Genomic DNA, 20768 nt, shown 5'->3' on the forward strand with positions numbered 1-20768 from the left:
AGGGTATGGCTATCGAACGAATTGTGAACACTGCTGGTCCGACAGATGATCCAGCAGAGGAACAATTAGAAAACTCTTTGCGTCCACGTGATTTTGCTAATTATGTTGGCCAGGAACGCTTAAAGAAAAACTTAAAGCTAGCTATTGATGCTGCAAAGAAACGTGGCGAGGCAATCGACCATATTTTGCTCTATGGTCCGCCGGGTTTGGGCAAAACCACCATGGCAACTGTAATTGCCAACGAAATGGGCGCCCAAATTAGAATTACAAGCGGCCCGGCAATTGAACGGGCCGGTGATCTGGCTAGCTTGCTCACTAATTTGCAAGACGGCGATATTTTATTCATTGACGAAATTCACCGTCTGCACCGAACAGTCGAAGAAGTCCTGTACAGTGCCATGGAAGATTTCAAGTTAGACATTATGCTTGGCAAAGGGCCAAGTGCTCGCAGCTTACGCTTGGACTTACCTAAGTTCACAATCATCGGCGCCACCACTCGCACCGGTTCGCTGGCCGCTCCTCTGCGAGACCGTTTTGGCTTAATTCATCGTCTAGAGTTTTATGCTCCGGATGAAATCGGTAGAATTATTAACCGCTCAGCCAAGATTTTGAATGTTCCGGTTGATAAAAAGGCTGCTGGCCTACTAGCTGAACGCTCTCGTTTGACACCGCGCATAGCTAACCGTTTGCTAAAACGCGTGCGTGACTATGCCGATATTAACGGTGACGGAATTATTGACGAAAAGGTCGCCGGGCAAGCTTTGAAGCTGCTCGAGATTGACGAGCTTGGCTTAGACCCATCAGACCGCCAGCTTTTGACTGCGATAATCGAGCATTACGACGGCGGCCCGGTTGGTGTTGAGACCCTGGCAGCCTTAACTGCCGAAGAACGAACAACTATCGAAGACGTTAACGAACCATACCTGATGCAGATCGGCCTGTTAGAGCGTACGCCGCGGGGCCGCAAGGCAACATTGCGTGCTTGGAAACACTTAGGTAAAAATCCGAAAACCAAAGAGCAGGCTAGCTTGCTATAATCATAAGAAATATGGAACCAGACCAATCTAATCAGTCTTCGATTGAACCAGCCGCTAGCAAAATTGGTGCAATGGCAGTTAAAAACGCTGACTCTTCTTTGGTTGAGCCGGGCGAACAAGTTATGGACGTAATCCACCGTCATGCAGTGGGGATTATTGGAATCTACGCGCAAATGGTAATAGCTGTCGGCGCTATATTTGCGCTCGCTATTCTTGCCAACAACGATGTTTTCGGGCAGATACCATCCGGCTACAAGGGCCCAATCCTTGGTGGCGCCATCTTGCTTAGCGGCATCATCCTCGTACCGCTGCTTATCCAAAGGTTTGTCTATCGACAATGCCGAGTAATAGTCACAGATAAAAGTCTGGTTACTGTGGTTCAAAAATCGTTATTTAGCAAAAAGACCTCAAGGCTCAGTATGTCTAATGTCGAAGATGTAAGTGCCGAGCAAAACGGAATACTGCCCAGCATGTTTAATTACGGCACCCTAACCATTCAGACTGCCGGTGAAGAAGATAACTTTATTTTCCCGCTTTGCCCTAAGCCAAACGATATTGCTGATAAAATTCTAGAAGCCCGACAGGCCTACGCTAGAGCTGTCAGATAATTTTTATTTTACAGAAGCTTTGATATAGCTTCCGCCGGTTTCTAAGTTGGCGGTTAGCATGTAACTAGTACAGTCAGTGTGGTCGTTATCGCAGCCTGCTGGTGAAGGGTCGTAGCCATAGCAACCCTTGGATGGCGTAGCCGATGCTTGCAATTGGACCTGACCGCTAGAAGTGCAAGAGCTATTGCTAGACTTCCACAAAGGGTCAGTTAGACTGCTGACATCAAGTTCTTTCATATTTTGTGACCTAAAAGACGCACTATCCATCTGCTTTACGCTTGGGTATTTATCGGTCTCGGCCTGATAGGTCTCTATTTGAGCCTCTAGCTTTACGATGTCGGATTTTCGTTCGGTGTCTCGGTTTCGCTCTTCGACGCCATTGTGGGTTACCAAAACTAACGAGCCCAAAATGACTATGAGAACGATGACGATCAAGAGTTCGATCGTTGTGAAGCCGGATAACTTATCTTTTAGTTTTATGTGCATTCCCACAAAATTATTACCTCCAAATTATAGCATAAGCGTGTTATCAACTTCTCTACAAAAATAGCTAACGCTTAAATAGAAGTAAATGCAGCAACATTTTTCACGTACCGGCAAAAACCAGCTATACTATTTATACGTATTTGATGAGGAGGTATAAGGTGGCAGATAAGACAAAAGCACCAACGAGCGATAAGGCCGCTAGCGGCAAAGAGCAGGCGCTGAAATTAGCAGTTGACCAGATTGAAAAGCAATTCGGTAAGGGCAGCATTATGCGGTTGGGCGAAGCCCACGCGGCAAATGTCGAGACCATTCCAACCGGCAGCTTAAGTTTAGACTTGGCCCTGGGCGGCGGTATTCCAAAAGGCCGCATCATAGAAATTTATGGTCCGGAAAGTTCTGGTAAAACCACGGTTTGCCTGCACGCCGTGGCCGAAGTTCAAAAATCCGGTGGTACGGCTGCCTACGTTGATGCGGAGCACGCGCTCGATCCGGCTTACGCCAAGCGCTTGGGCGTTAATATTGATAATCTTTTGATAAGCCAGCCAGACAGCGGCGAGCAAGCACTAGAAGTTGTCGAGACTTTGGTGCGGTCTAACGCCGTTGACATTATTGTTGTCGACTCGGTAGCAGCACTTGTGCCACAAGCGGAAATCGAAGGCGATATGGGCGACGCCCACATGGGCTTGCAGGCCCGCTTGATGAGCCAAGCCTTGCGCAAACTAACCGGTATTATCAGTCGCACCAAGTGCACGGTTATATTCGTCAACCAGCTGCGCATGAAGATTGGTGTGATGTTTGGCAACCCAGAAACTACAACCGGTGGTAACGCGCTGAAATTTTATGCCAGCGTACGCATGGATATCCGCCGCATTAGCCAAATTAAGCAAGGCGATGCCGTAATCGGCAATCACTGCCGAGTAAAAGTAGTCAAAAACAAGATCGCTCCGCCGTTCCGCGAGGCCGAATTCGACATTATGTACAATCAAGGTATTAGTCGCGAAGGTGACGTAATTGACCTGGCTGTAGCTCACAACGTAGTTGGTAAATCGGGTGCTTGGTTCGAATACGAAGGCCAAAAGATTGCCCAAGGCCGCGAAGCCGCCAAGAAGTATCTAGCCGACAATCCAAAAGTTTTCGAAAAAGTCGCCGAGCAAACCGTTGCCGCCGCCACCAAGGAATAACAATGTCTGGTTTTGAAACCGAAGAAGAATGGCAGGCAGCTAGAGATAGAACCAGTGAGATTTTGGGAAGAATCCATGGTTCGATAGTTGGTAACTTTGTAGTGAACAAAGCAACCTCAAACGGTGACCATCCTGAGGCGGTGAGTGCCTCTTGGCAGAGTGTTCTATTGCCTGTGAGAGAAAAATTCACTCCAACCGGTGAAGGCCCGATTAAAGTTGTGGCTATAGACGCATTTAATTCTCTGGTAGAGGTTAACACCGACGAGACAGTTCTGCAGTACTGGCTAGATATCCTGCAAAGAGGCGGTGGCAACGAATATACAACGTTTGGTTTTGACCGCCGAGACGGCGAGTATCTGCCGCTTTTGCCGCTTGGGGACTAATGAAAATTACGACCTTAAAACAGCAAGTCAAGAACCCGAAGCGGGTTAGTATTTTTGTTGATGGAAAGTACGAATTTTCATTGAGCCTTGACGAGGTTGTTAAGTACAAAATTACCAACGGTCAAGAGTTAAACAAAGCAGACCTTAAAAAGTTTAAAAAAATATCAGAAGACGGCAAACTGCGAGCCAGGGCTCTGGAGTGGCTGTTGAATCGCCCGCACAGCACCAAAGAGTTCAAAGATTATCTCTACCGCAAAAAAGCCGATCCGGAATTCGGCGAAACATTGAGGGAAGAATTTAGCGCCAAAGGCTATTTGGATGATATTAAGTTTGCTGCTTGGTTTATTGATCTTCAGACTCGCAAAAATAAAAGCCGCCGGGCTATTCGCATGGAGCTTATGAAGAAGGGGATCAGTGGAGAGCAGTTGGATATTGTTATGGAAGGCCAAGAAATCAACGAAGAAGAAGCCATAAAGGCCATTATTGATAAAAAGAAAAATTTAACGCGCTACAAAAACGACCCGGTAAAGCTTAAGCAGTATTTAGTGGTGCAGGGGTTTAGCTACGAATTAGTTGATAAAACTATAAAGAAAGTTTTGGGGACCCCATAAAATGCCAACGGAGTGCATTTTATGAGGCTTAGTACTTAACTAGTCAAGGAATTTCTAACGACAAGGTTCGGCAAGCGCTAAAAGAATCAGGCTAAGCGGTTACAGCCGCCGCCGAAACTTCTTCTGCCCCAGCCTTAATGTCGGTGTCCTGTACCAAAATGTAATTATCAGTGACTTCAATAATCTGAGTCCGGTCAATTATGGCCGTAGCATTATTGGTCAAAACTTTCACCAGCGATTTGCCCACGTACAGTTTCTGCACAAACATTCCCTCGTTGTAGCTAAAATCTTCTACATGGCCAATCTTGGTGCGCTTGGTTCGGACCAGCTTGCCCATGAGTTTAAAATCAAGGTCTATAATTTCTCTGTGGCGAACTAAATCTTCTACCGATGACAAAGCCTCTTCGTTATTTACGGTTATAGCGTCAATTAATAAATCTCGGACATCGTCAGCTAGTAGAACTTGCAGTTCTTCCTCCCCGCCAACACGGCACCACCAGCCAATAATCTTTAGATTATGAGGGTTAATTATGGGCTCTGTGGCCGTAGCAATCTTGCCCCCTACACGTAGGCTGACTACTGGTTGATTAAATAAAGATGCGCTTAATCGCAACATGATTTAAGTATAGCGCTTTAAGAGGTTTTTGATAGTTAGCCAAACCGCTCATGCTATTGATATTTTAAGGTGATTATGTTAAAATATAGTTGGTTTCAGGCAAGTGTTATTGTTTAAAGCAAGAGCAAGTCTGGGATAGAACCCTGATCACCTTAGCGGTGGTCGCGAATTCGAGGAGGAATCCGTGAGTTATTCGCACGAGCTGCTGACGGCCGTGTACCTGACCCTGTTGGTTGGGGCGGTTTGCAACACCTGTTACGTCGTCGAGAAGGTACGCGACACGCTGCTCAGCCACTGGAGCACGGGCCTGCAGAAGGCGGCCCGGCTGCTCGGCCAGCTGTCGTTCTGGTTCGTGCTCTCGCCCACCTGCGTGGCTGCCGGCCTGATGGCCGGCAAGGAGATCTCGCCGAACCAGTTCCCGAACACGACGTTCTGGAACAGCTACCCCACCTGGCACAGCCTGCGGGCCATGCTCGGTGGGTCGCTCCTGCTGGCCACGCTGGCGATGTGCATCGCGCTCATCTTGCGCGAGTACGTCAACTCGCCGCGCTACAACGCGCTCATGGCGGAGCGACGCCGGAAGCGCCAGCAGCGGGAGCGGTTCTCGTCCCGCGTCGAGCTGCCCGCCGACTTCATCCCCGGCTACCCGGCCTAGGTCCTCCCCCGCACACGCCCAGCATGTCTCTGGCGAGACATGGTGCAGCGGCTCGTTCACTCGAGCCGTTCTGGGCCCTTCCCAAGGTTCATCAAGTTTTGGTGGCTCTTGGAAAGTAAACTGCTACTGCTTGCTCTTTATGGTTCGCTTAAATACAATCACTCACAAATGAAGCGTCCGAGGATATTCTCTTGGGTGGTAGCGGTGGTTTTATTAAGTTCGGTGCTTATACCTGGCAACGCATTTGCCACTGGATCGTCCCTATCAATACGAGAGATAAAGATAACCGACGATGAGTTTGTAATTATACAGAACACCGGTAACAACGATATTGATCACCTAAGTGATTATTGGTTAGGGTACGTAGGCAGCGATACAAGCATGGCACCCCCTGTTCAGGATTTGCCGGACTACCGGCTACCATCAGGCGGGGTAGTTTTACTTAGCGGCGGCGGGACAGTTAATACCTGCGATGCCGACATAGTAAGCGACCTGTCGCCGTCACTCAGTGACAGCAAAGGCACACTCAACCTTTGGGAGCAAACGTCGAGCGGCTTTAGCCTACTATCGGGCAACCAAGCCCAAGTACGCTGGAATAAATCCACCTCCTCTGACGTTAACCTTAGTGAAGAGACCAGCCAATATGCTAACCCGGTGTGGTTTTACGATACTTCAAGCGGCTGGCTCTTGACTGATATGTCTGGTTGCACACTGACTACTTACAACGGCTCAACCAGTACGACTGCGGCAGTTTGGCCAGAGAACGATTCCAGCCCGCCGGCTATTATTGAAAGCGTTGCTGAAGGTCAGGGTTTGGTTGGCTTACCGGCTGCTGATATTGGCTTAAAAGCTCCGCAAATCAGTGAGCTTTTGCCCAACCCATCTGGCAGTGGCACAGATGATACGGATGAGTTTATAGAACTTTACAATCCTAACGATACTGCCTTCGATCTTTCGGGTTTTGCCTTAGAGACTGGTTTGACCACCAAACATAAATATTCTTTTGAAGACAGCACGCTTTTGCCAGCTAAAAGCTTCACGGCGTTTTACTCAGCCGATACTGGGCTAACGTTGAGCAATACTTCAAGCCAGGCGATTTTGCTAGATCCTCTGGGCACTACGATTAGTCAATCCGACGCCTATAGCTCTGCTAAAGACGGCATGTCTTGGGCGCTGGCTAACGGCAAATGGTATTGGACTAACGCGCCAACGCCTGGTGCTACTAATGTAGTCAACCAAGCGTCGCCTGATTCATCTAAGGCTAACAAATCTTCGGCTCCAACTGTAAAAGGACTTTCCACGGGTAGTTCAAACTCAGCGCCTAATAGCTTTAGTAACACTACAATCGTGTCTACGCCCATACACGCTTGGACGCTTGCTGGGGTTGGTGCTGCCGCGTTACTATATGCTGGCTATGAGTACCGTAATGACTTGGCAAACAACCTCTACCGCGTCCGACGATACATCGCGGCTCGGCGAGCTGCTAGGAAATAAACTCGCCGGTGGCGAAGTTATCGAACTGGCGGCCGATCTTGGCGGCGGCAAGACTACATTTACCAAAGGTTTGGTTAAAGGTCTGGGTAGCCAGGACAATGCAACTAGCCCAACCTTTACGCTAAGCAAAATTTATAAATGCCGCGGAGGGCTGGAGGTTCATCATTTTGACTTTTACCGCCTGGACGAGCCTGGCATTATCGCCGATCAATTAGCGGAATCAGTCAATGACGGCAAAGTGGTCACTGTTGTTGAATGGAGCGACATAGTAAATGATGTTTTGCCACAAAATCGCATTACTATTAGCTTCAGCTCGACGCCAAACGACCCGGATGAGCGCCAGATAATTTTTTCCTATTCCGAAAATTTTGCTGGCTTGATCCGCGCTGTTGAAACCGAATGGGAAGAGGTAAAGCCGTGATAATTTTGACAATCAGAACAGACAAGCCAGAAGCCGAACTGGGTGTTTACGAAAACGAAAAGCAGTTGGCTTACGAAACATGGCATGCGCATAGGGAATTGGCGGAAACAATTCACCAGAAAATTGAAGAAATACTTAACAAGTCAAGCAAATCACCGCAAGATATCCAAGGAATAGTAGTGTTCAAGGGTCCGGGCAGTTTTACCGGCCTTAGGATTGGCTTGTCGGTCGCTAACGCTCTGGCTTATTCTTTATCGATCCCAATCACTGGCTCTGATTCCGGAGCTTGGATTGCTCAAGGTGTCTCCAGCCTAAAGGCAAACAACAATGACAAAATAGCTTTGCCCGAATACGGTGCGCCAGCTCACGTGACTGCGCCCAAGAAGTAGCTCCCCTTGACAAAAGCATAAGCTTCACCGCATATTTATAGGTGAAAGTTTATTAAAACTAAAACTTTAAAAAGTGGGTTATGGACGGCACTAACATTTTTATGAACAATACCTCGATGGACGCTGATTTGCGTTCGCGCATGCGTGGTTTTGAGCGTCGCCCGATAGTCTACGAAAAACGTCCGCCTGCTATAAATCCTAAATCAATCTCAGACATTTCTTTGAGCTCGGCAAATAATCCTAAACCGGTTGAATCCGCCGACCGAGTGGATTTTGTCGCCTCGCTGGAAGCTCCACCCAACTCTCCGATAAACAGTTTTGAAGCTGACTCGTCAGCTTCCTACAAGTCACCACCTGTCGCTATAGAACCTGAGGTAATAGAAATAGCGCAGCAGCCTAATTTGATGATGCGAGCCGGCCAGAATGTTAAGCTGGCTGGTGACTGGCTTTTAGATATCAAAGAAAGAGCGCTAGATTTCGCCGACAAATACTTAAGGTTTAGGCCTAGACCACGTACTTTAGTGATAGTGGCTGTGATAACAGTAGCGGCGCTCGGTGCTTACAGATTTTATTTTTCGCATAGTAAAATTGCTAATCAGCCGAGTAATCTGCAAGTCGTTGAAGCAAATGCCGCCACCGCTCCGGTTAGTGCCCAGGCCGTCAAAGAATACTCTGTTGCCGCCGATCAGCCGAAAATAATCGACATAACTTACTTGGGCGTACACGCCAGAGTTAAGGCCCTGGCCGAAAAGGCCGGCGTCGTGCAAACAGCCTTCAACGTGAATGATGTTGCATGGGATAGTTCATCTGAAAAACTTGGCGAACCGGGAACTAGTGTTATGGCTGGTCAGATTTCAGACGGCAGTACAAAGGGCGCGTTCTACAATCTTGTTAATGTTCGTGTCGGCGATATCATTCAGATAACACGGGGCGATAATCAAATCTTTAAGTACCAAGTTATGAAAACCGAAACATACAATTCGCAAAATGTCGATATGGCCATGGCGACCAAAGGTGTTGACCAGGCTCGCTCCTGCTTGAATTTAGTGGCTGTTGCTACAGAAAATTCCTCTGTGAATCCCGGTTTTAACCAAAGGGTAATTGTCTATACTGAGCAAATCTAAAGCAATCATTTTCATTGCTTAAGACCAAAAAAATACGTATAGTATTTTTAGGATTTCTATTTGTTTTGGGGATTTCCGAACTACACGATATTAATATTTGATACCCGCGCCTTAAAGCTAACGAAGTGATAGTGATTGCTTATAAAGACTGCCGGGTTTCTGAAAAACAAGGAGACTAGACGATGATTGTACTTGCTATTTTGCTAGGAATAGCTGGTCTTGCTATTGGTGGAGGTGGAGGCGTAGCCGTTACTCGCAGGCAACAAGGCAAAGCAGCCGAAGAGGCGGAAAAAGAACTTCGAAAAGCTAAAAAAGAGGCTGCTGAAACTATTCGCAAAGCCGAAGAAGATGCCGCTCGACGAGTGGAAGAGACTCGAAAAGACGAGCAAAGACGCCGCAACGAACTAAAGGATATTGAGCAGCGTCTGCTCAACCGCGAAGAATCACTGGACAAAAAACTGGATGATCTTGATAAGCGTAGCGAGAACCTTCGTAAGGCGGAGTCTGAAGTCGAAGAACTCAAAAATGAGATTCGCGATATCCGCAGCAAGCAGCAGGATAAATTGGAGAAAATCGCTAAACTCACCAAGACGGAGGCTGCTGAAAAATTAATGACCATGACCGAACGCGATATTCGCGGTGATCTTTTGAATTTAGTTAATAAATTGCAAAACGAAGCTCGTGATAACGCCGAGGAATTATCGGCCATGATTCTAGCGACCACTATGGAGCGTATGGCTAGCGAAGTAACAGCTGAGCGCACAGTTACATCTGTGAAGTTGGAAGACGAAGAAATGAAAGGCCGAATTATCGGTAAAGAAGGCCGCAATATTCAGGCTTTGCAGCGAGCAACCGGCGTCGACATTATGGTCGACGATACTCCTGGCTATATTGTGCTTTCTAGTTTTGACCCGGTTCGTCGTGAAGTTGCCCGCTTGAGTCTTGAGATGCTACTAAAGGACGGGCGAGTCCATCCGGGACGCATTGAGGAAGTAGTCGAAAAAGCTCAAAAGCAGGTCCAAAAAGAAGTAGTTCGCGCTGGCGAAGATGCTGCGCGCGAGGTGGGCTTGGTTGGTATTCCAAAAGAAGTTTTGCAGCTGGTTGGCGAACTTAAGTATCGTACCAGCTACGGCCAGAACGTACTCAAACACTCGGTTGAGATGGCCCAGCTGGCCGGCGTGTTGGCCGAAGAACTTGGCGCCAATGTTAAGGTGGCGAAGTATGCCGCGTTAACTCACGATATGGGCAAAGCCTTGAGTCACAAGGTAGAAGGCAAGCACCACCACATTACCGGCGAGATGCTGCGTAAATATGGCGCTCCGGAAGAAGTTGCTTTGGCTGCCGAACAACACCACGACGACATGGAAGCAACCAGCGTAGAAGCATTGATTGTCCGGGTGGTTGACGCTATTAGCGGTGCTCGTCCGGGTGCGCGCAACGTCAGCGCCGAAAACTTCGCAGAGCGCATGAAAGACCTAGAAAACACCGCCCTCTCATTTGACGGCATTGAAAAAGCCTACGCTATCAGCGCCGGTCGAGAAGTCCGCGTATTTGTTAGGCCGAAGCAAGTCGATGATCTGACAGCTATCAAGATGGCTCGTGACATAGCAAACAAGATTGAATCTACCATGCAATATCCTGGCACGATCAAGGTTAACGTTATTCGCGAAACGCGGGCAATCGAATTCGCTAAATAAATGATCAAAGCTATTCTGTTCGATAACGACGGGGTAATGTCTAAGTGGTTATTGCCCCGGTTTAGAATGCGGCGGCTGGCTAAGCAGCTTAGGCAAGATGGAATCAAGGTTGGCATGCTGTCTAATGTCATCTGGGGGTTTGCGCAAGTTTATAAGTTAACGCGAGGCTATGACGGCTACGATTTAGTACTGCTGTCGTATAAAGAAAAAATGTCTAAACCCAATCCGGACTTTTATATGCTGGCGGTTAAAAAATTTGGCTTAAAACCTCACGAAATACTTTTTGTCGACAACCGAGAGGATCTACTTGTTCCCGCTCAAAAGCTTGGTTTCAAAACCCTGCACTCCAAATCGGCCAGACAACTGCTTGTAGATATCAATCATTTGTTAAGCAAAGAAAATAAAAGACCGCCTAAAAGACACCCGCATCTAATTGGGCGAGGATAGAGGACAACGCTTTCGCTTGCTCCACCGAACCTCCGACTATTGTCAGCTTCGCCGCCGAGTGGCAGACCGGGCCTTATCTCAAAGATAAAAATAAGCTCACCAAAAGGTGGGCGTATTTTTTATGGTCGGGGATAGAGGACTCGAACCTCCGACCTCGCGGTCCCAAACCGCGCGCGCTAGCCAACTGCGCCAATCCCCGTCGTCGGAATTTGCGGCTTTTCCTCGTTTTGCGGTTCCGCAAAAGCTTCGGTCTAAGCCTAGATTCCTCCTCTCAATTTAACAAAAATTGCTAAAGCGGATTTTTGTTAAATTGGTTTAAGAACTTGGCAAATTATAGCAAAGAACAGAGGTAATAGCTAGTCTAGCAACTTGCCTTTTTTGCCGTCGTTAGTAATTACTCTCCAGTAAAGCGTGGCAGTGAATACAGCGCTTAAAACCTTGGTTACAATCAAGAAGCCTAAGAACACTACGATTGGCACCAGCCAGCTGGCAAGCCGGGCTCCACCGTTATTTTGAGAATGACTAAGAGCTTTGGGTAGTAAGCTGACGCCGGCTAAGATCAAAATCAAAAGATAGCTGCCAATTTTTAGAACTAATCCTTCACGCCACGCTTGACCCAACGTTGCTATAGTGTGGCGGACGGTTTCAAATAGATCCTCTTCGTCTTCGGAGAGAATTGCCGGCGCCAGCTGAGCCATGCTGAGTGAGTACGAACTGCCAACGACGGCCGCGGTGCTTTTAAAAATTTTGTGTTTTTGGGCCATAACGCCAACCGGTATAAAGACAAAAGGAATAGAAAATATCCCAAAGCGGCTGATCTTGCCTTTATTCTTATATATCAACTTTAGGCCTTGTAAAAATGGGGTTGGTTGGCCGTCGAGTTCGGCTAGCACAGCGGCGCTTATAAGGCAGGTGAAAAAGGAAATTATAAGTGCGGTGTAAAGAGCAGTAACCAAGACAGCAATATAGTAAAAGACACTTTTTGTGGCTTGCTCGTCAAATGAGAAGATTGAATGATGGGCTGCTCCGTTGAAGGCGGCTAAGATCAGTGCGTTAATCGTCGGTACCGTAACCAGTACTACCAAAAAAACCATAACAGGATAGACGATTATGAAAATATCGCGGCGGAGCGATGACAGTCCCTGGCCACTTATCTCGCCGGCGTTGCGCACAACTCGAGTTACGTTGGTTCCATTTTTCTTTGAAAACATAGTGCTTAAGTTAGACTAATTCTACCAGCTTTTAGTAAGTTTAAAAAGAGAGTTCTGCTATAATTACCCCTGTTAGGTCGCCGAAAGACAGCCTACGGTTTCTTTTAGGGCTATAGCGGGGTGTGGCGCAGTTGGCTAGCGCGCAGCGTTCGGGACGCTGAGGTCGGAGGTTCAAGTCCTCTCACCCCGACCAATAAAAGCTGACCAATAAAATTTGGTCAGTTTTTATTTATTGAGAGTACAACTTAAACCGATAGGCATGAATAGCCAGTTGGCTGTTCATGTTTTCCTTGCTTGACCGCCTTGCGCAATTGCTTTAGCAATTTTGTCGCAGGCGCATGATAACTCAAGTCCTCTCACCCCGACCAAATCGTATTCTATTTTTGTTTAGGCAATCGCGATACAATAACGTTAATGCTAAACATTTTTCTTTGCCTTTTAATTCCTTTTTTAATCTTGGTTCTGGCAGAGTACTTGTGGCGCAAAAAGATCTTGCGTGGTGAACTGCAACGCAAACTAATTCACATAACGACCGGATGCTTTGTGGCTAGTTGGCCGTGGTTAATAAGTTGGCGCTCAATCTGGATTATTGGCTTGGCAATGGCTATTGTCGTGGCGTTGAACAGGGTGGTCACGGTGCTGCACTTTTCAGATCGCATAAACAGAGATAGTTATGGCGATTTATTTTTCGCTTTGACTATTTTCTTCAGTGCTTTATTTATAACTAATAAAACTTATTTTGCGATTGCTATTTTAATAATGTCGCTTTCGGACGGCTTAGCTGCCTTGGTGGGTAAAAAATATGGTAAGTCTAACAGCTACAAAATTTTTGATCAAACAAAGTCGATTGCTGGATCGGCTACCTTCTGGGCGGTGTCTTTAATTATCCTGGCAATTGGTTTATCTGGCCAACACTTAAAGCCGCATGAATATTGGTTGGTCGTGATTTTGCTTCCACCGGCGCTAACATTAATAGAAAACACTGTAATACTGGGTCTTGATAATCTCGCAGTGCCGTTAATAGCTCTGCTGGCCTTAAGTTCTCTGAACTAAGAAGCGCCTATTAAAATGCCGGCTCCAAAGACAATAGCTCCGCCCAACATTACGATGGCAAGTGAACGCCAAAGCGGCGTTTCAAAAAACTTATATCGAATGTAGCTAATTACCATCAGCTCTACACCCACGACAACGAAGGCCGTGATAATGGCGGCGTGGAAGTTGTGCAGTAAAAAGGGCAGAGTATGAAAAATACCTCCCAGGAAGGTCATCAAGCCAATAATAACTCCGCGTCTGAAAGGATGGCCGCGACCGGTTAAAGATCCGTCGTCGCTTAAAGCCTCGGCAAAAGCCATGCTTATTCCAGCGCCCACAGCAGCGGCTACACCGGTGACGAATGCATAGTGTGGTTTGTGGGTCGCAAAGGCCACGGCAAATATCGGCGCCAGCGTAGAAACGCTACCATCCATTAGACCGGCCAGGCCAGGCTGGACGGTTTGTAATACAAATTCGTCAGTATGTTTCTTGGCCATAATTATAAAAATGGGGCGAAAGATGGGACTTGAACCCACGGCCTCCGGAGCCACAATCCAGCGCTCTAACCAACTGAGCTACTTCCGCCACGTCCTCCCGTACGCCATTATCTCGTTTTGCCGCAGTAGCGTCAAAAACTTCGATTTATGGCTGCGGTCGTCCTCTCAATTTTGCAAAATCAGCGTAAGATGATTTTGCAAAATTGTAAGAACAGCCGCTTCTTCTGGCTCCTGCAAAATTTATACCAGGATGATTATAACAGAGACGGGGGGAATTATCGAGGGCGGTTTGAGTAGGCCACAAAATAATAAACAATGGCGACGATTGGGTGAATGAACACCATGCCGATGCACCACAAAAACTTTTCGTTATAGGACAATCGAGGATTTCTAAACGCGTCAAAAAACATCCAAACTTCAAAGGCGAGAATAAGGACCAGCGCAAAAATAATTAAGCCTAAAAATCTCATAAGCCGGCTATATCATAAGCTCTTAGGCTACGGGTACGACTTCGGCGACAAGCGCCAAGTGATCACTAATAGGAAGTCGGGGAGCTTCCACTCTCCGGAGCCGTAACCTATTTAGGGCAATGTGGTCAATCTGTCTGGTTGGAGCCCATGACGGATTTGTTGGCGGCCCCTCAATTACGTTAAGACCATGCTCGCTCATGCAGTCACGGGCTTCGGTGAGTTCAATATTGTAATCACCCATCAAAATGTGAGGACCGCTACGCTGTAATAAAGCTGTTGCTGCGCGTCCAAGCATTTCGCGATTTTTTCTACCCCCAGTATGAGTTACGCCGACAGATAGCTCGCAGCCTCGAATTGCCGTCGTGGCCATAATCATATTTCGTGGCTCCGGCAAAAATTCGATGCATTGGCCCATAAGCTTGAATCTTTGCCAATCGCCTTTTAATTTCAGTACCTCAACATTTCTAATATCGCCTCTTACCAATAGAGCATTGCCAACTCGACCTTTGCCGCGGTAGGTGCGCGTCTTAGCAAACACGTAGTTCATTCCTGTGGCTTCTGCAGCAATTGCCGCCAGATCAATCTTTTTGGAGCGCGGTACGCCTACGTCTACTTCCTGCAGTCCAAGAATATCGGCGTCGAGCTCTTTACAGGCTGCGGCTACCAAGCCGGGATAACCGCGGCCGTAATCACCTTTTGCTCCATGCTGAATGTTAAAGGAAGCTACTCGGATTGAATCTGCCCCTGTCATGAGGCTATATTATCTAACTTATATGCAAATTAATCAACTGTGGTACCCCCCGGCAAGATAGCGCCACGCTTCTCCGCTCACAAATGCTCGGAATAAATTCCTGCGCGTTTGTTCGCTGCGCCGAACTTGCGACTTGCGTCAGCTGTCGCTGCCGCGTCGCAAAACCGAATCTGTCAGAAGACCATAAAAATAGCCCAGACAAGCTGGGATATTTTTATGGTACCCCCGGCAAGATTCGAACTTGCGACCTTGAGCTTAGAAGTCTCCTGCTCTATCCAACTGAGCTACGGGGGCTCGTCGAAGCTTGCGGCCTTGTCTCGTTTTGCCTGCTCGGCAAAAGCTTCGACCTTGGCCTAGGCTTCTCCTCTAAAATTTGTGAGCAAGACAACTACTTGCCTCACAAATTTTGTTGCTACTGACTGGCCTAATGGCCACATCGTCTTCAGCTTATCGCTACTCCTCCTCTACCCCACAAAATAAATTTTGCAGGGAAACCCTAGCTCTATAGGAAAAAGAGCAGCGAGCTTGGTTTTGCTTAAGGCAAAACTCGGCTTTGCCGACGAGCGATGAGAAAAAACATAGGTTTTGTCTCATATTGGTGGTGCGGGATGGGGTAGTCGAAACCCCGTCTCAAGTTTGGAAAACTTGCATATTAACCGTTATACGAATCCCGCGCGTTAGGCGATAACAGAGGTGATTATAGCAGAATCCATCTGTCACTTAAACTTTTTAGGCGTACAATAAAACTAAAGGGGGATAAAATATGGATGAAATTTTGGTAGTCACAACAACTACTAACGACGTGCCGGGCTATAAGGTAGTAGAGGTTTATGGTGAGGTTTTTGGTTTGATAGTTCGAAGCCGAAACATGTTCAGTAACATTGGTGCTAGCTTTAGAACAATTTTTGGGGGCGAGGTCAAAGGCTACACAACTTTATTGAGCGACAGCCGCGAGCAAGCCGTCGAGCGTATGCGCGCGAGCGCCGCCGAAAAGGGCGCTAACGCGGTTATTGGCATGAGCTTTGACACGGCCGATATAGGCGGTGTTATGAGCGAAGTCGCGGCTTACGGTACGGCCGTCAAAATCAAAAAGGTTTAGGTTTCGTGAACGATGGTAATTTTAGCGCCTAGGCTGTTGAGTCGCTCGGCCAGATCTTCGTACCCTCTGTTTATCGTATAAATGTTGCGCAGCATTGAGGTACCGCTGGCGGCCATCATGCCAATCAGCACAATGACGGCCGGCCGCAAGCCGCTTGGGGCAACGATGTCTGCGGCGCGCCACCGGGTTGGTCCGTTGATAAAAATGCGATGCGGGTCGGCTAGTTCCATATCAACGCCAATCTTTTTCATCTCGGTGTACATTAGAGCTCGGTCTTCATAGACCCAGTCATGAATCATGGTACGACCTTTAGCCACAGCTGCAATTGGCACAAAGTAAGGCAAGTTATCTATATTGATACCAACGCCGCCGGGCAGGGGATGTAGTTTTTCTTCTGGAGCGTGCAGTTCGCCATTGTGCTTATAAACTGTAATGTCGGCCAGGTCTGTTTGCCCGTTTTCGGCTTTATAAAATTTACTGACGTCGTACTTTAAGCCCATATGATGCAGCTTAAGAAGTTCGAGGTCTATGAATTCAATCGGCGCTCGCTTAATAGCTATTTGCGAATTTGTCGCAACCGCAGCTGAGATAAAGGTGATAGCTTCAACCGGATCCTCGCTCAAAGAATAAGTGACGTTCTTCTTGATGTTTTTAACACCGCGAATTTTCAAGGTAGGCGAACCTATGCCGTCTATTTTGACGCCCAACTTCTGCAGGTAAAAGCATAAGTCTTGAACCATATAATTGCCGCTGGCGTCTTTAATGATAGTTTCGCCTTCCATTCTAGCGGCCGCTAGAATAGCGTTCTCGGTTGCTACGTCACTCATTTCGTACATAACAACGGGATTGACAGGCTGTCTTCTATTCACTGTGATTTCGTAATGGCCACTATGAGCTTCAATGCGTGCGCCGAACTCTTCCAGAGCGTAAATGTGTGGGATTATTGTTCTGCGACCCAGTTCGCAGCCGCCGGCGTAAGGTATTTTAAACTCTTTAAAGTCATGCATCAGGGCGCCGGCCAGCATGATAACAATGCGTGTTTTGCGAGCGGCTTCTTTATTCATTTTGTCTAAGTTAAGACGCGCTGGTGGTTTTATCTCGAGGTCGTTTCCAGGAAGCCATTTTATGTGGACGCCGATACTAGTTAAAACTTCTATAACGCGGTTAACTTCTTCAATCCTAGCCACGCGTTTTAGGCGAGTTGTGCCTTTGTTTAATAAGCTAGCGCACAATATAGCCACGGCCGCATTTTTTGAGGTTTTAACTTCTATTTCGCCGGAAAGCTCCTGGCCGCCCTCTATACGAAGGTTTACGGCTCCGCCACCCAAAGAGATTATTTGCTTGTTCAGAACATCGCTGATTCGGCCAACGGTCTCAATGCTCAAGTTTTGCTTGCCGTGCTCTATGCGGTTGACGGCCGATTGGCTGGTACCTAAACGCCGGGCAAATTCTGCTTGAGTCAGCCCGCGCTCTTGCCTTATTTGTGAAATTAATAAACCAATTTGCTCGTTTGTCTGGTGCATTTCTATAAAATTATATCAAATATGATATCTATGGCAAAGTATTTTTTACTGCAATTTTTGATTTAAATAACTTGATACAATGGTGTCATGTTATAGCTTACTCTTAAACCCCGGCAAAGTAAAAGTAAGCATGAGGATTTTAGAGATGGACGACAAGACGACCGCGCAGCTGATTGCTGCCGAAGAAAACAGAGAGAGGGAAGGGCTAGAGTTAATACCTAGTGAAAACTATGTAAGCCGCGATGTTTTGACGGCTTTGGGCAGTGTTTTCACAAACAAATACTCCGAGGGCTATCCGGGCAAACGTTATTACGGGGGGCAAGATTTTACCGACCCGCTAGAAACGCTAGCCATTGAGCGGGCTAAAAAATTGTTTAACGCCGATCATGCCAACGTTCAGCCACATTCTGGTGCCCCAGCTAACGTGGCTGTCTATTTTGCTTGGTTGGAACCTGGCGACACGGTTTTGGGCATGAAGCTTGATCATGGCGGGCACCTAACCCATGGCCACCCGGTTACTACCATGGCCAAGCTTTACAACTTTGTGCGCTATGGAATCAAAGATGTTGAGACGGGCGAAATAGACTATAACGAAATGCGCCAGGTTGCCCTGCGCGAAAAACCAAAGATTATCTTAGCCGGCTTCAGCGGCTACCCGCGCAACCTTGACTATGCCAAGTTCGCCGAAATCGCCAATGAATGCGGCGCTATGCTCATGGCCGATATGGCCCATATTGCTGGGTTGATTGCTGGCAAAGTTCTACCGAACCCTTTTGATTACGGTTTCCATGTCATTACCACCACTACGCACAAAACTTTGCGCGGCCCGCGCGGGGGTATGATCTTAACTCGTGGCAAGGTTGGCAACCCGCTAAGAAAAGTCGAAAAAACTCTGGAGAACCTACCAACATTAATTGACCGCGAAGTCTTTCCTGGTTTTCAGGGGGGTCCGCATATGAACAATACTGCGGCTAAAGCCGTTGCTTTTGCCGAAGCGCTCAAACCGGAATTCCACAATTATGCCCAAGCCGTTTTAGATAATGCCAAAAAACTAGCCGACGAGATGATGAGCCGCGGATTCAAACTGGTTACCAACGGCACGGATAATCATTTGATTATGGCTGACGTTAACACCAGCTTTGGGGTCAATGGCCGTGAAGTGCAGGATATTTTGGACAAAGTTGGTCTAAGCGCTAATTGCAACTCTATTCCGGATGATCCATTGCCTCCATTTAGGCCTAGTGGTCTGCGTTTAGGTACGCCGGCCATGACCACCCGCGGCCTTAAGCAAGAGCATATGGGCCAGGTGGCGGAGTGGATGAAGCAAGCAATTCTAAACCGCAGCGACGAAAAGAAACTATTGCAGCTAAAAAACGAAGTTAAAGAGTTTAGTTTGCAATTTCCGCTGCCAAGCGACAACTAATTGTTAGCTGTCCGAAAATACAGATATATCAGGTTGCCTGAACAAGTAAGTTAGCCCTACTTTTCCTAAAACGTTATTGAAGTCTCTGGTGGATCCATTCTCGTAGCCTAAGTACAGAGCTTGGCCGATGGTTTGCCACTGTGCTGTGTCTAGCGAATCTACTACCGCTTCTAAATCTTCATCAAAGAGAGCGCGCTCCTTATTAAAACTAAGTACATCTTCAGCCAAAACGGAGTTGATAATATCTATTCTGGCTTTGATCTCTTCGGCATGAAAAACATCAAGCGTATCTGCTTTTGATGAGCCGGAAGCATCAAGCTCGCACACAAGCGAAATAAGATTAAAAAAATCAATCGAAGATATCATTCTGGCAACGTCAAAACGCGCCAAATTAGCGGCCGATGGGTTTAGTACAAATTTTTCGACCTCAGCGGTCAGTCGATCGCGCGCTGAATCAAGAGTTTCGATTTGGCGGTCGATCATCGTTCCGCCCTGAAACTCGCCTTCGTTTATTGCCATTCAAAAAGAATAATTTTATAACAATGTTTTTGTCAAAGGTAATTAAGGCAACAGTTCCGGCTCTTGCTCAAGAATAATGTCGAACATCTGCTCGACTTTATCAACAATTTTAGACTTAAATTTCAGCAGATCAGCAGTTGATTTAGCGTGCTCATTTATTAGAACTAAAGCCTGTTTTTCGCTAGTAGCCATGCCCGTTTGCTCGTCGTGGTAACCACGGAAGCCAGCTCGTTCTACCAGCCAGCCAGCAGCTATTTTTACTCTGCCGTCGCTAGCTGGCCAGCCCTTAATTTCAGGATAATTTTCTTTGAGTCTTTCAAATTGATCAGCGCCAATTATGGGATTGGTGAAAAAAGAGCCGTTGTTGGCCACTATTGCCGGATCGGGCAACTTGGCTGAGCGAACGGCTATAACAGCATTGCGGATGATTTCTGGCGTGTAGTTTTGAACCCGATTTTGATCTAGGTAGGCTTGCAAGACTTCATAAAAGGGTGGGCGGGGGTTGGACTTTTTTAACTTCATGACTACGCTGGTAATAACAAAGCGACCGCGGTCGGTCGTCTTAAAACGACTTGTCCTGTAGCCAAAGCCGCAGTTCTTTCCAGAAATTGACCCAAAGCTACCTAATTTTTTATCGTACGCCGCCACCTCAACTAAAGTGTCTGCGATTTCGGCGCCGTAAGCACCAATGTTTTGTATCGGACCGGCACCAACACTGCCCGGAATTAAAGACAAAAATTCAAGGCCCGACAGTTTTTGATCTACGGTCCAGGCGACTACTTCATCCCAGACCTCGCCGGCGCCCACGCGAACAGTTGCACTATTTTCATCCTCATGCAAAACTTCTTTACCCATGATTTTATTAACAATAATCAGCCCTGGGTAGCCTTCGTCACGCCAGACAATGTTGCTGCCGCCGCCAATCATAAGGCAGTCCAGACCTTGGGCCTGGGCCCAATTCACCATTTCGACCACTTCGCGCTGGGAAGCAGCCTCAGCCAAATAGCGTGCCTTGCCGCCAAGACGCATAGTGCTATAACTAGCCAAGCTTACGTTCTCAAGAATATTCACTAATCTAATTATACTTCGCTATA

23 protein-coding genes and 5 tRNA genes are annotated in these 20768 nt (G+C 47.3%); 16 read left to right on the forward strand and 12 right to left on the reverse strand.

Translation table 11 applies throughout. The features are described from left to right. Positions 1-5 precede the first annotated feature (5 nt). On the forward strand, positions 6-1037 hold the full coding sequence (gene ruvB / locus VFT49_04170) for a Holliday junction branch migration DNA helicase RuvB (protein HEU5005250.1): 1032 nt from the start codon (positions 6-8) through the stop codon (positions 1035-1037). A gap of 11 nt (positions 1038-1048) precedes the next feature. Next, entirely contained in the window at positions 1049-1645 is a 597-nt protein-coding gene (locus tag VFT49_04175; GenBank protein ID HEU5005251.1) for a PH domain-containing protein, read from the forward strand. Between the two features lie 3 nt (positions 1646-1648). Here the strand turns inward: VFT49_04175 and VFT49_04180 are convergent, their stop codons facing one another. Next, positions 1649-2137 (reverse strand): hypothetical protein, encoded by a 489-nt coding sequence (locus tag VFT49_04180; protein HEU5005252.1) that lies wholly within the window; start codon positions 2135-2137, stop codon positions 1649-1651. 152 nt (positions 2138-2289) lie between these two features. Between VFT49_04180 and recA the strand changes: the two genes are divergently transcribed. From recA to VFT49_04195, 3 genes are read left to right on the forward strand one after another with little or no spacing between them, the layout of a single operon-like run. Beyond that, positions 2290-3312, forward strand: coding sequence for a recombinase RecA (gene recA / locus VFT49_04185; GenBank protein HEU5005253.1), 1023 nt, complete (start codon positions 2290-2292; stop codon positions 3310-3312). Positions 3313-3314: 2 nt separating this feature from the next. Further along, positions 3315-3695: a hypothetical protein gene (locus VFT49_04190; protein ID HEU5005254.1), complete on the forward strand. Its 381-nt coding sequence runs from the start codon at positions 3315-3317 to the stop codon at positions 3693-3695. Then, positions 3695-4306, forward strand: coding sequence for a RecX family transcriptional regulator (locus VFT49_04195; protein ID HEU5005255.1), 612 nt, complete (start codon positions 3695-3697; stop codon positions 4304-4306). The genes VFT49_04190 and VFT49_04195 overlap by 1 nt, the downstream gene beginning before the upstream one ends. A 91-nt stretch (positions 4307-4397) precedes the next feature. Here the strand turns inward: VFT49_04195 and VFT49_04200 are convergent, their stop codons facing one another. Then, positions 4398-4922 carry a hypothetical protein gene (locus VFT49_04200; GenBank protein HEU5005256.1) on the reverse strand — a complete coding sequence of 175 codons (525 nt, stop codon included), beginning with the start codon at positions 4920-4922 and terminating at the stop codon, positions 4398-4400. A gap of 184 nt (positions 4923-5106) precedes the next feature. Here VFT49_04200 and VFT49_04205 point away from each other — a divergent pair, with 184 nt between their 5' ends. The 7 genes from VFT49_04205 to VFT49_04235 all read left to right on the forward strand — a co-directional run bounded on the left by VFT49_04205 (position 5107) and on the right by VFT49_04235 (position 11149). Continuing rightward, the gene (locus tag VFT49_04205) at positions 5107-5577 is read left to right on the forward strand and encodes a hypothetical protein (protein HEU5005257.1); all 471 of its coding nucleotides are present in this window, start codon (positions 5107-5109) and stop codon (positions 5575-5577) included. 168 nt (positions 5578-5745) lie between these two features. Next, on the forward strand, positions 5746-7071 hold the full coding sequence (locus tag VFT49_04210) for a lamin tail domain-containing protein (protein HEU5005258.1): 1326 nt from the start codon (positions 5746-5748) through the stop codon (positions 7069-7071). Further along, positions 7004-7492: a tRNA (adenosine(37)-N6)-threonylcarbamoyltransferase complex ATPase subunit type 1 TsaE gene (gene tsaE, locus VFT49_04215; GenBank protein HEU5005259.1), complete on the forward strand. Its 489-nt coding sequence runs from the start codon at positions 7004-7006 to the stop codon at positions 7490-7492. Before VFT49_04210 ends, tsaE begins: the two co-directional genes overlap by 68 nt. Further along, the gene (gene tsaB, locus VFT49_04220) at positions 7489-7881 is read left to right on the forward strand and encodes a tRNA (adenosine(37)-N6)-threonylcarbamoyltransferase complex dimerization subunit type 1 TsaB (GenBank protein HEU5005260.1); all 393 of its coding nucleotides are present in this window, start codon (positions 7489-7491) and stop codon (positions 7879-7881) included. The genes tsaE and tsaB overlap by 4 nt, the downstream gene beginning before the upstream one ends. Before the next feature lie 80 nt (positions 7882-7961). Next, on the forward strand, positions 7962-9005 hold the full coding sequence (locus VFT49_04225; protein HEU5005261.1) for a class F sortase: 1044 nt from the start codon (positions 7962-7964) through the stop codon (positions 9003-9005). A 182-nt stretch (positions 9006-9187) separates the two neighbouring features. Further along, positions 9188-10702, forward strand: a complete 1515-nt coding sequence (gene rny, locus VFT49_04230; GenBank protein ID HEU5005262.1) for a ribonuclease Y — start codon at positions 9188-9190, stop codon at positions 10700-10702. Beyond that, positions 10703-11149, forward strand: a complete 447-nt coding sequence (locus VFT49_04235; GenBank protein ID HEU5005263.1) for an HAD-IA family hydrolase — start codon at positions 10703-10705, stop codon at positions 11147-11149. It begins immediately after the preceding gene. Positions 11150-11271: 122 nt separating this feature from the next. On the opposite strand, the gene VFT49_04240 is transcribed toward VFT49_04235, so the two are convergent. Both VFT49_04240 and VFT49_04245 read right to left on the reverse strand, forming a co-directional pair. After that, positions 11272-11348 (reverse strand) — tRNA-Pro (locus VFT49_04240). A gap of 157 nt (positions 11349-11505) precedes the next feature. Next, the gene (locus VFT49_04245) at positions 11506-12360 is read right to left on the reverse strand and encodes a hypothetical protein (GenBank protein ID HEU5005264.1); all 855 of its coding nucleotides are present in this window, start codon (positions 12358-12360) and stop codon (positions 11506-11508) included. Between the two features lie 116 nt (positions 12361-12476). On the opposite strand from VFT49_04245, the gene VFT49_04250 reads away from it, so the two are divergent. Both VFT49_04250 and VFT49_04255 read left to right on the forward strand, forming a co-directional pair. Beyond that, a tRNA-Pro gene (locus VFT49_04250) sits at positions 12477-12553 on the forward strand. Positions 12554-12774: 221 nt separating this feature from the next. Beyond that, complete coding sequence (locus VFT49_04255; GenBank protein HEU5005265.1) at positions 12775-13413, forward strand: hypothetical protein; 639 nt, start codon at positions 12775-12777, stop codon at positions 13411-13413. On the opposite strand, the gene VFT49_04260 is transcribed toward VFT49_04255, so the two are convergent. The 5 genes from VFT49_04260 to VFT49_04280 all read right to left on the reverse strand — a co-directional run bounded on the left by VFT49_04260 (position 13410) and on the right by VFT49_04280 (position 15784). Further along, positions 13410-13889, reverse strand: a complete 480-nt coding sequence (locus tag VFT49_04260; GenBank protein HEU5005266.1) for a VIT1/CCC1 transporter family protein — start codon at positions 13887-13889, stop codon at positions 13410-13412. The two genes, VFT49_04255 and VFT49_04260, sit on opposite strands and share 4 nt — an antisense overlap. 11 nt (positions 13890-13900) lie before the next feature. Continuing rightward, positions 13901-13977 (reverse strand) — tRNA-His (locus VFT49_04265). 404 nt (positions 13978-14381) lie between these two features. After that, entirely contained in the window at positions 14382-15110 is a 729-nt protein-coding gene (locus VFT49_04270; GenBank protein ID HEU5005267.1) for an endonuclease/exonuclease/phosphatase family protein, read from the reverse strand. A gap of 217 nt (positions 15111-15327) precedes the next feature. Further along, positions 15328-15404: transfer RNA gene (locus tag VFT49_04275), tRNA-Arg, on the reverse strand. A gap of 305 nt (positions 15405-15709) precedes the next feature. After that, a tRNA-Gly gene (locus tag VFT49_04280) sits at positions 15710-15784 on the reverse strand. Positions 15785-15873: 89 nt separating this feature from the next. Here VFT49_04280 and VFT49_04285 point away from each other — a divergent pair. After that, entirely contained in the window at positions 15874-16209 is a 336-nt protein-coding gene (locus VFT49_04285) for a YbjQ family protein (protein HEU5005268.1), read from the forward strand. On the opposite strand, the gene VFT49_04290 is transcribed toward VFT49_04285, so the two are convergent. Continuing rightward, positions 16206-17732, reverse strand: a complete 1527-nt coding sequence (locus VFT49_04290; GenBank protein ID HEU5005269.1) for a UDP-N-acetylglucosamine 1-carboxyvinyltransferase — start codon at positions 17730-17732, stop codon at positions 16206-16208. The two genes, VFT49_04285 and VFT49_04290, sit on opposite strands and share 4 nt — an antisense overlap. A gap of 145 nt (positions 17733-17877) precedes the next feature. Between VFT49_04290 and glyA the strand changes: the two genes are divergently transcribed. Next, positions 17878-19155, forward strand: coding sequence for a serine hydroxymethyltransferase (gene glyA, locus VFT49_04295; protein ID HEU5005270.1), 1278 nt, complete (start codon positions 17878-17880; stop codon positions 19153-19155). Positions 19156-19158: 3 nt separating this feature from the next. Here the strand turns inward: glyA and VFT49_04300 are convergent, their stop codons facing one another. After that, a complete protein-coding gene (locus tag VFT49_04300; protein ID HEU5005271.1) occupies positions 19159-19674 on the reverse strand; it encodes a hypothetical protein in 516 nt (171 codons plus the stop codon). 42 nt (positions 19675-19716) lie between these two features. Then, entirely contained in the window at positions 19717-20745 is a 1029-nt protein-coding gene (murB, locus tag VFT49_04305) for a UDP-N-acetylmuramate dehydrogenase (GenBank protein HEU5005272.1), read from the reverse strand. Positions 20746-20768: the final 23 nt, after the last annotated feature.

The organism is Candidatus Saccharimonadales bacterium, assembly GCA_035758565.1.
Classification (GTDB): Bacteria; Patescibacteriota; Saccharimonadia; order Saccharimonadales; family UBA10212; genus DASTXL01.

Coding starts and splice junctions, on each gene's coding strand:
- VFT49_04210 (HEU5005258.1), top strand. CDS start 5,746: ATGAAGCGTCCGAGGATATTCTCTTGGGTGGTAGCGGTGGTTTTATTA.
- tsaE (HEU5005259.1), top strand. CDS start 7,004: ATGACTTGGCAAACAACCTCTACCGCGTCCGACGATACATCGCGGCTC.
- VFT49_04195 (HEU5005255.1), top strand. CDS start 3,695: ATGAAAATTACGACCTTAAAACAGCAAGTCAAGAACCCGAAGCGGGTT.
- VFT49_04300 (HEU5005271.1), bottom strand. CDS start 19,674: ATGGCAATAAACGAAGGCGAGTTTCAGGGCGGAACGATGATCGACCGC.
- VFT49_04225 (HEU5005261.1), top strand. CDS start 7,962: ATGGACGGCACTAACATTTTTATGAACAATACCTCGATGGACGCTGAT.
- VFT49_04245 (HEU5005264.1), bottom strand. CDS start 12,360: ATGTTTTCAAAGAAAAATGGAACCAACGTAACTCGAGTTGTGCGCAAC.
- VFT49_04200 (HEU5005256.1), bottom strand. CDS start 4,922: ATGTTGCGATTAAGCGCATCTTTATTTAATCAACCAGTAGTCAGCCTA.
- VFT49_04235 (HEU5005263.1), top strand. CDS start 10,703: ATGATCAAAGCTATTCTGTTCGATAACGACGGGGTAATGTCTAAGTGG.
- glyA (HEU5005270.1), top strand. CDS start 17,878: ATGGACGACAAGACGACCGCGCAGCTGATTGCTGCCGAAGAAAACAGA.
- VFT49_04270 (HEU5005267.1), bottom strand. CDS start 15,110: ATGACAGGGGCAGATTCAATCCGAGTAGCTTCCTTTAACATTCAGCAT.
- VFT49_04260 (HEU5005266.1), bottom strand. CDS start 13,889: ATGGCCAAGAAACATACTGACGAATTTGTATTACAAACCGTCCAGCCT.
- rny (HEU5005262.1), top strand. CDS start 9,188: ATGATTGTACTTGCTATTTTGCTAGGAATAGCTGGTCTTGCTATTGGT.
- VFT49_04190 (HEU5005254.1), top strand. CDS start 3,315: ATGTCTGGTTTTGAAACCGAAGAAGAATGGCAGGCAGCTAGAGATAGA.
- VFT49_04285 (HEU5005268.1), top strand. CDS start 15,874: ATGGATGAAATTTTGGTAGTCACAACAACTACTAACGACGTGCCGGGC.
- VFT49_04175 (HEU5005251.1), top strand. CDS start 1,049: ATGGAACCAGACCAATCTAATCAGTCTTCGATTGAACCAGCCGCTAGC.
- ruvB (HEU5005250.1), top strand. CDS start 6: ATGGCTATCGAACGAATTGTGAACACTGCTGGTCCGACAGATGATCCA.
- VFT49_04255 (HEU5005265.1), top strand. CDS start 12,775: ATGCTAAACATTTTTCTTTGCCTTTTAATTCCTTTTTTAATCTTGGTT.
- VFT49_04290 (HEU5005269.1), bottom strand. CDS start 17,732: ATGCACCAGACAAACGAGCAAATTGGTTTATTAATTTCACAAATAAGG.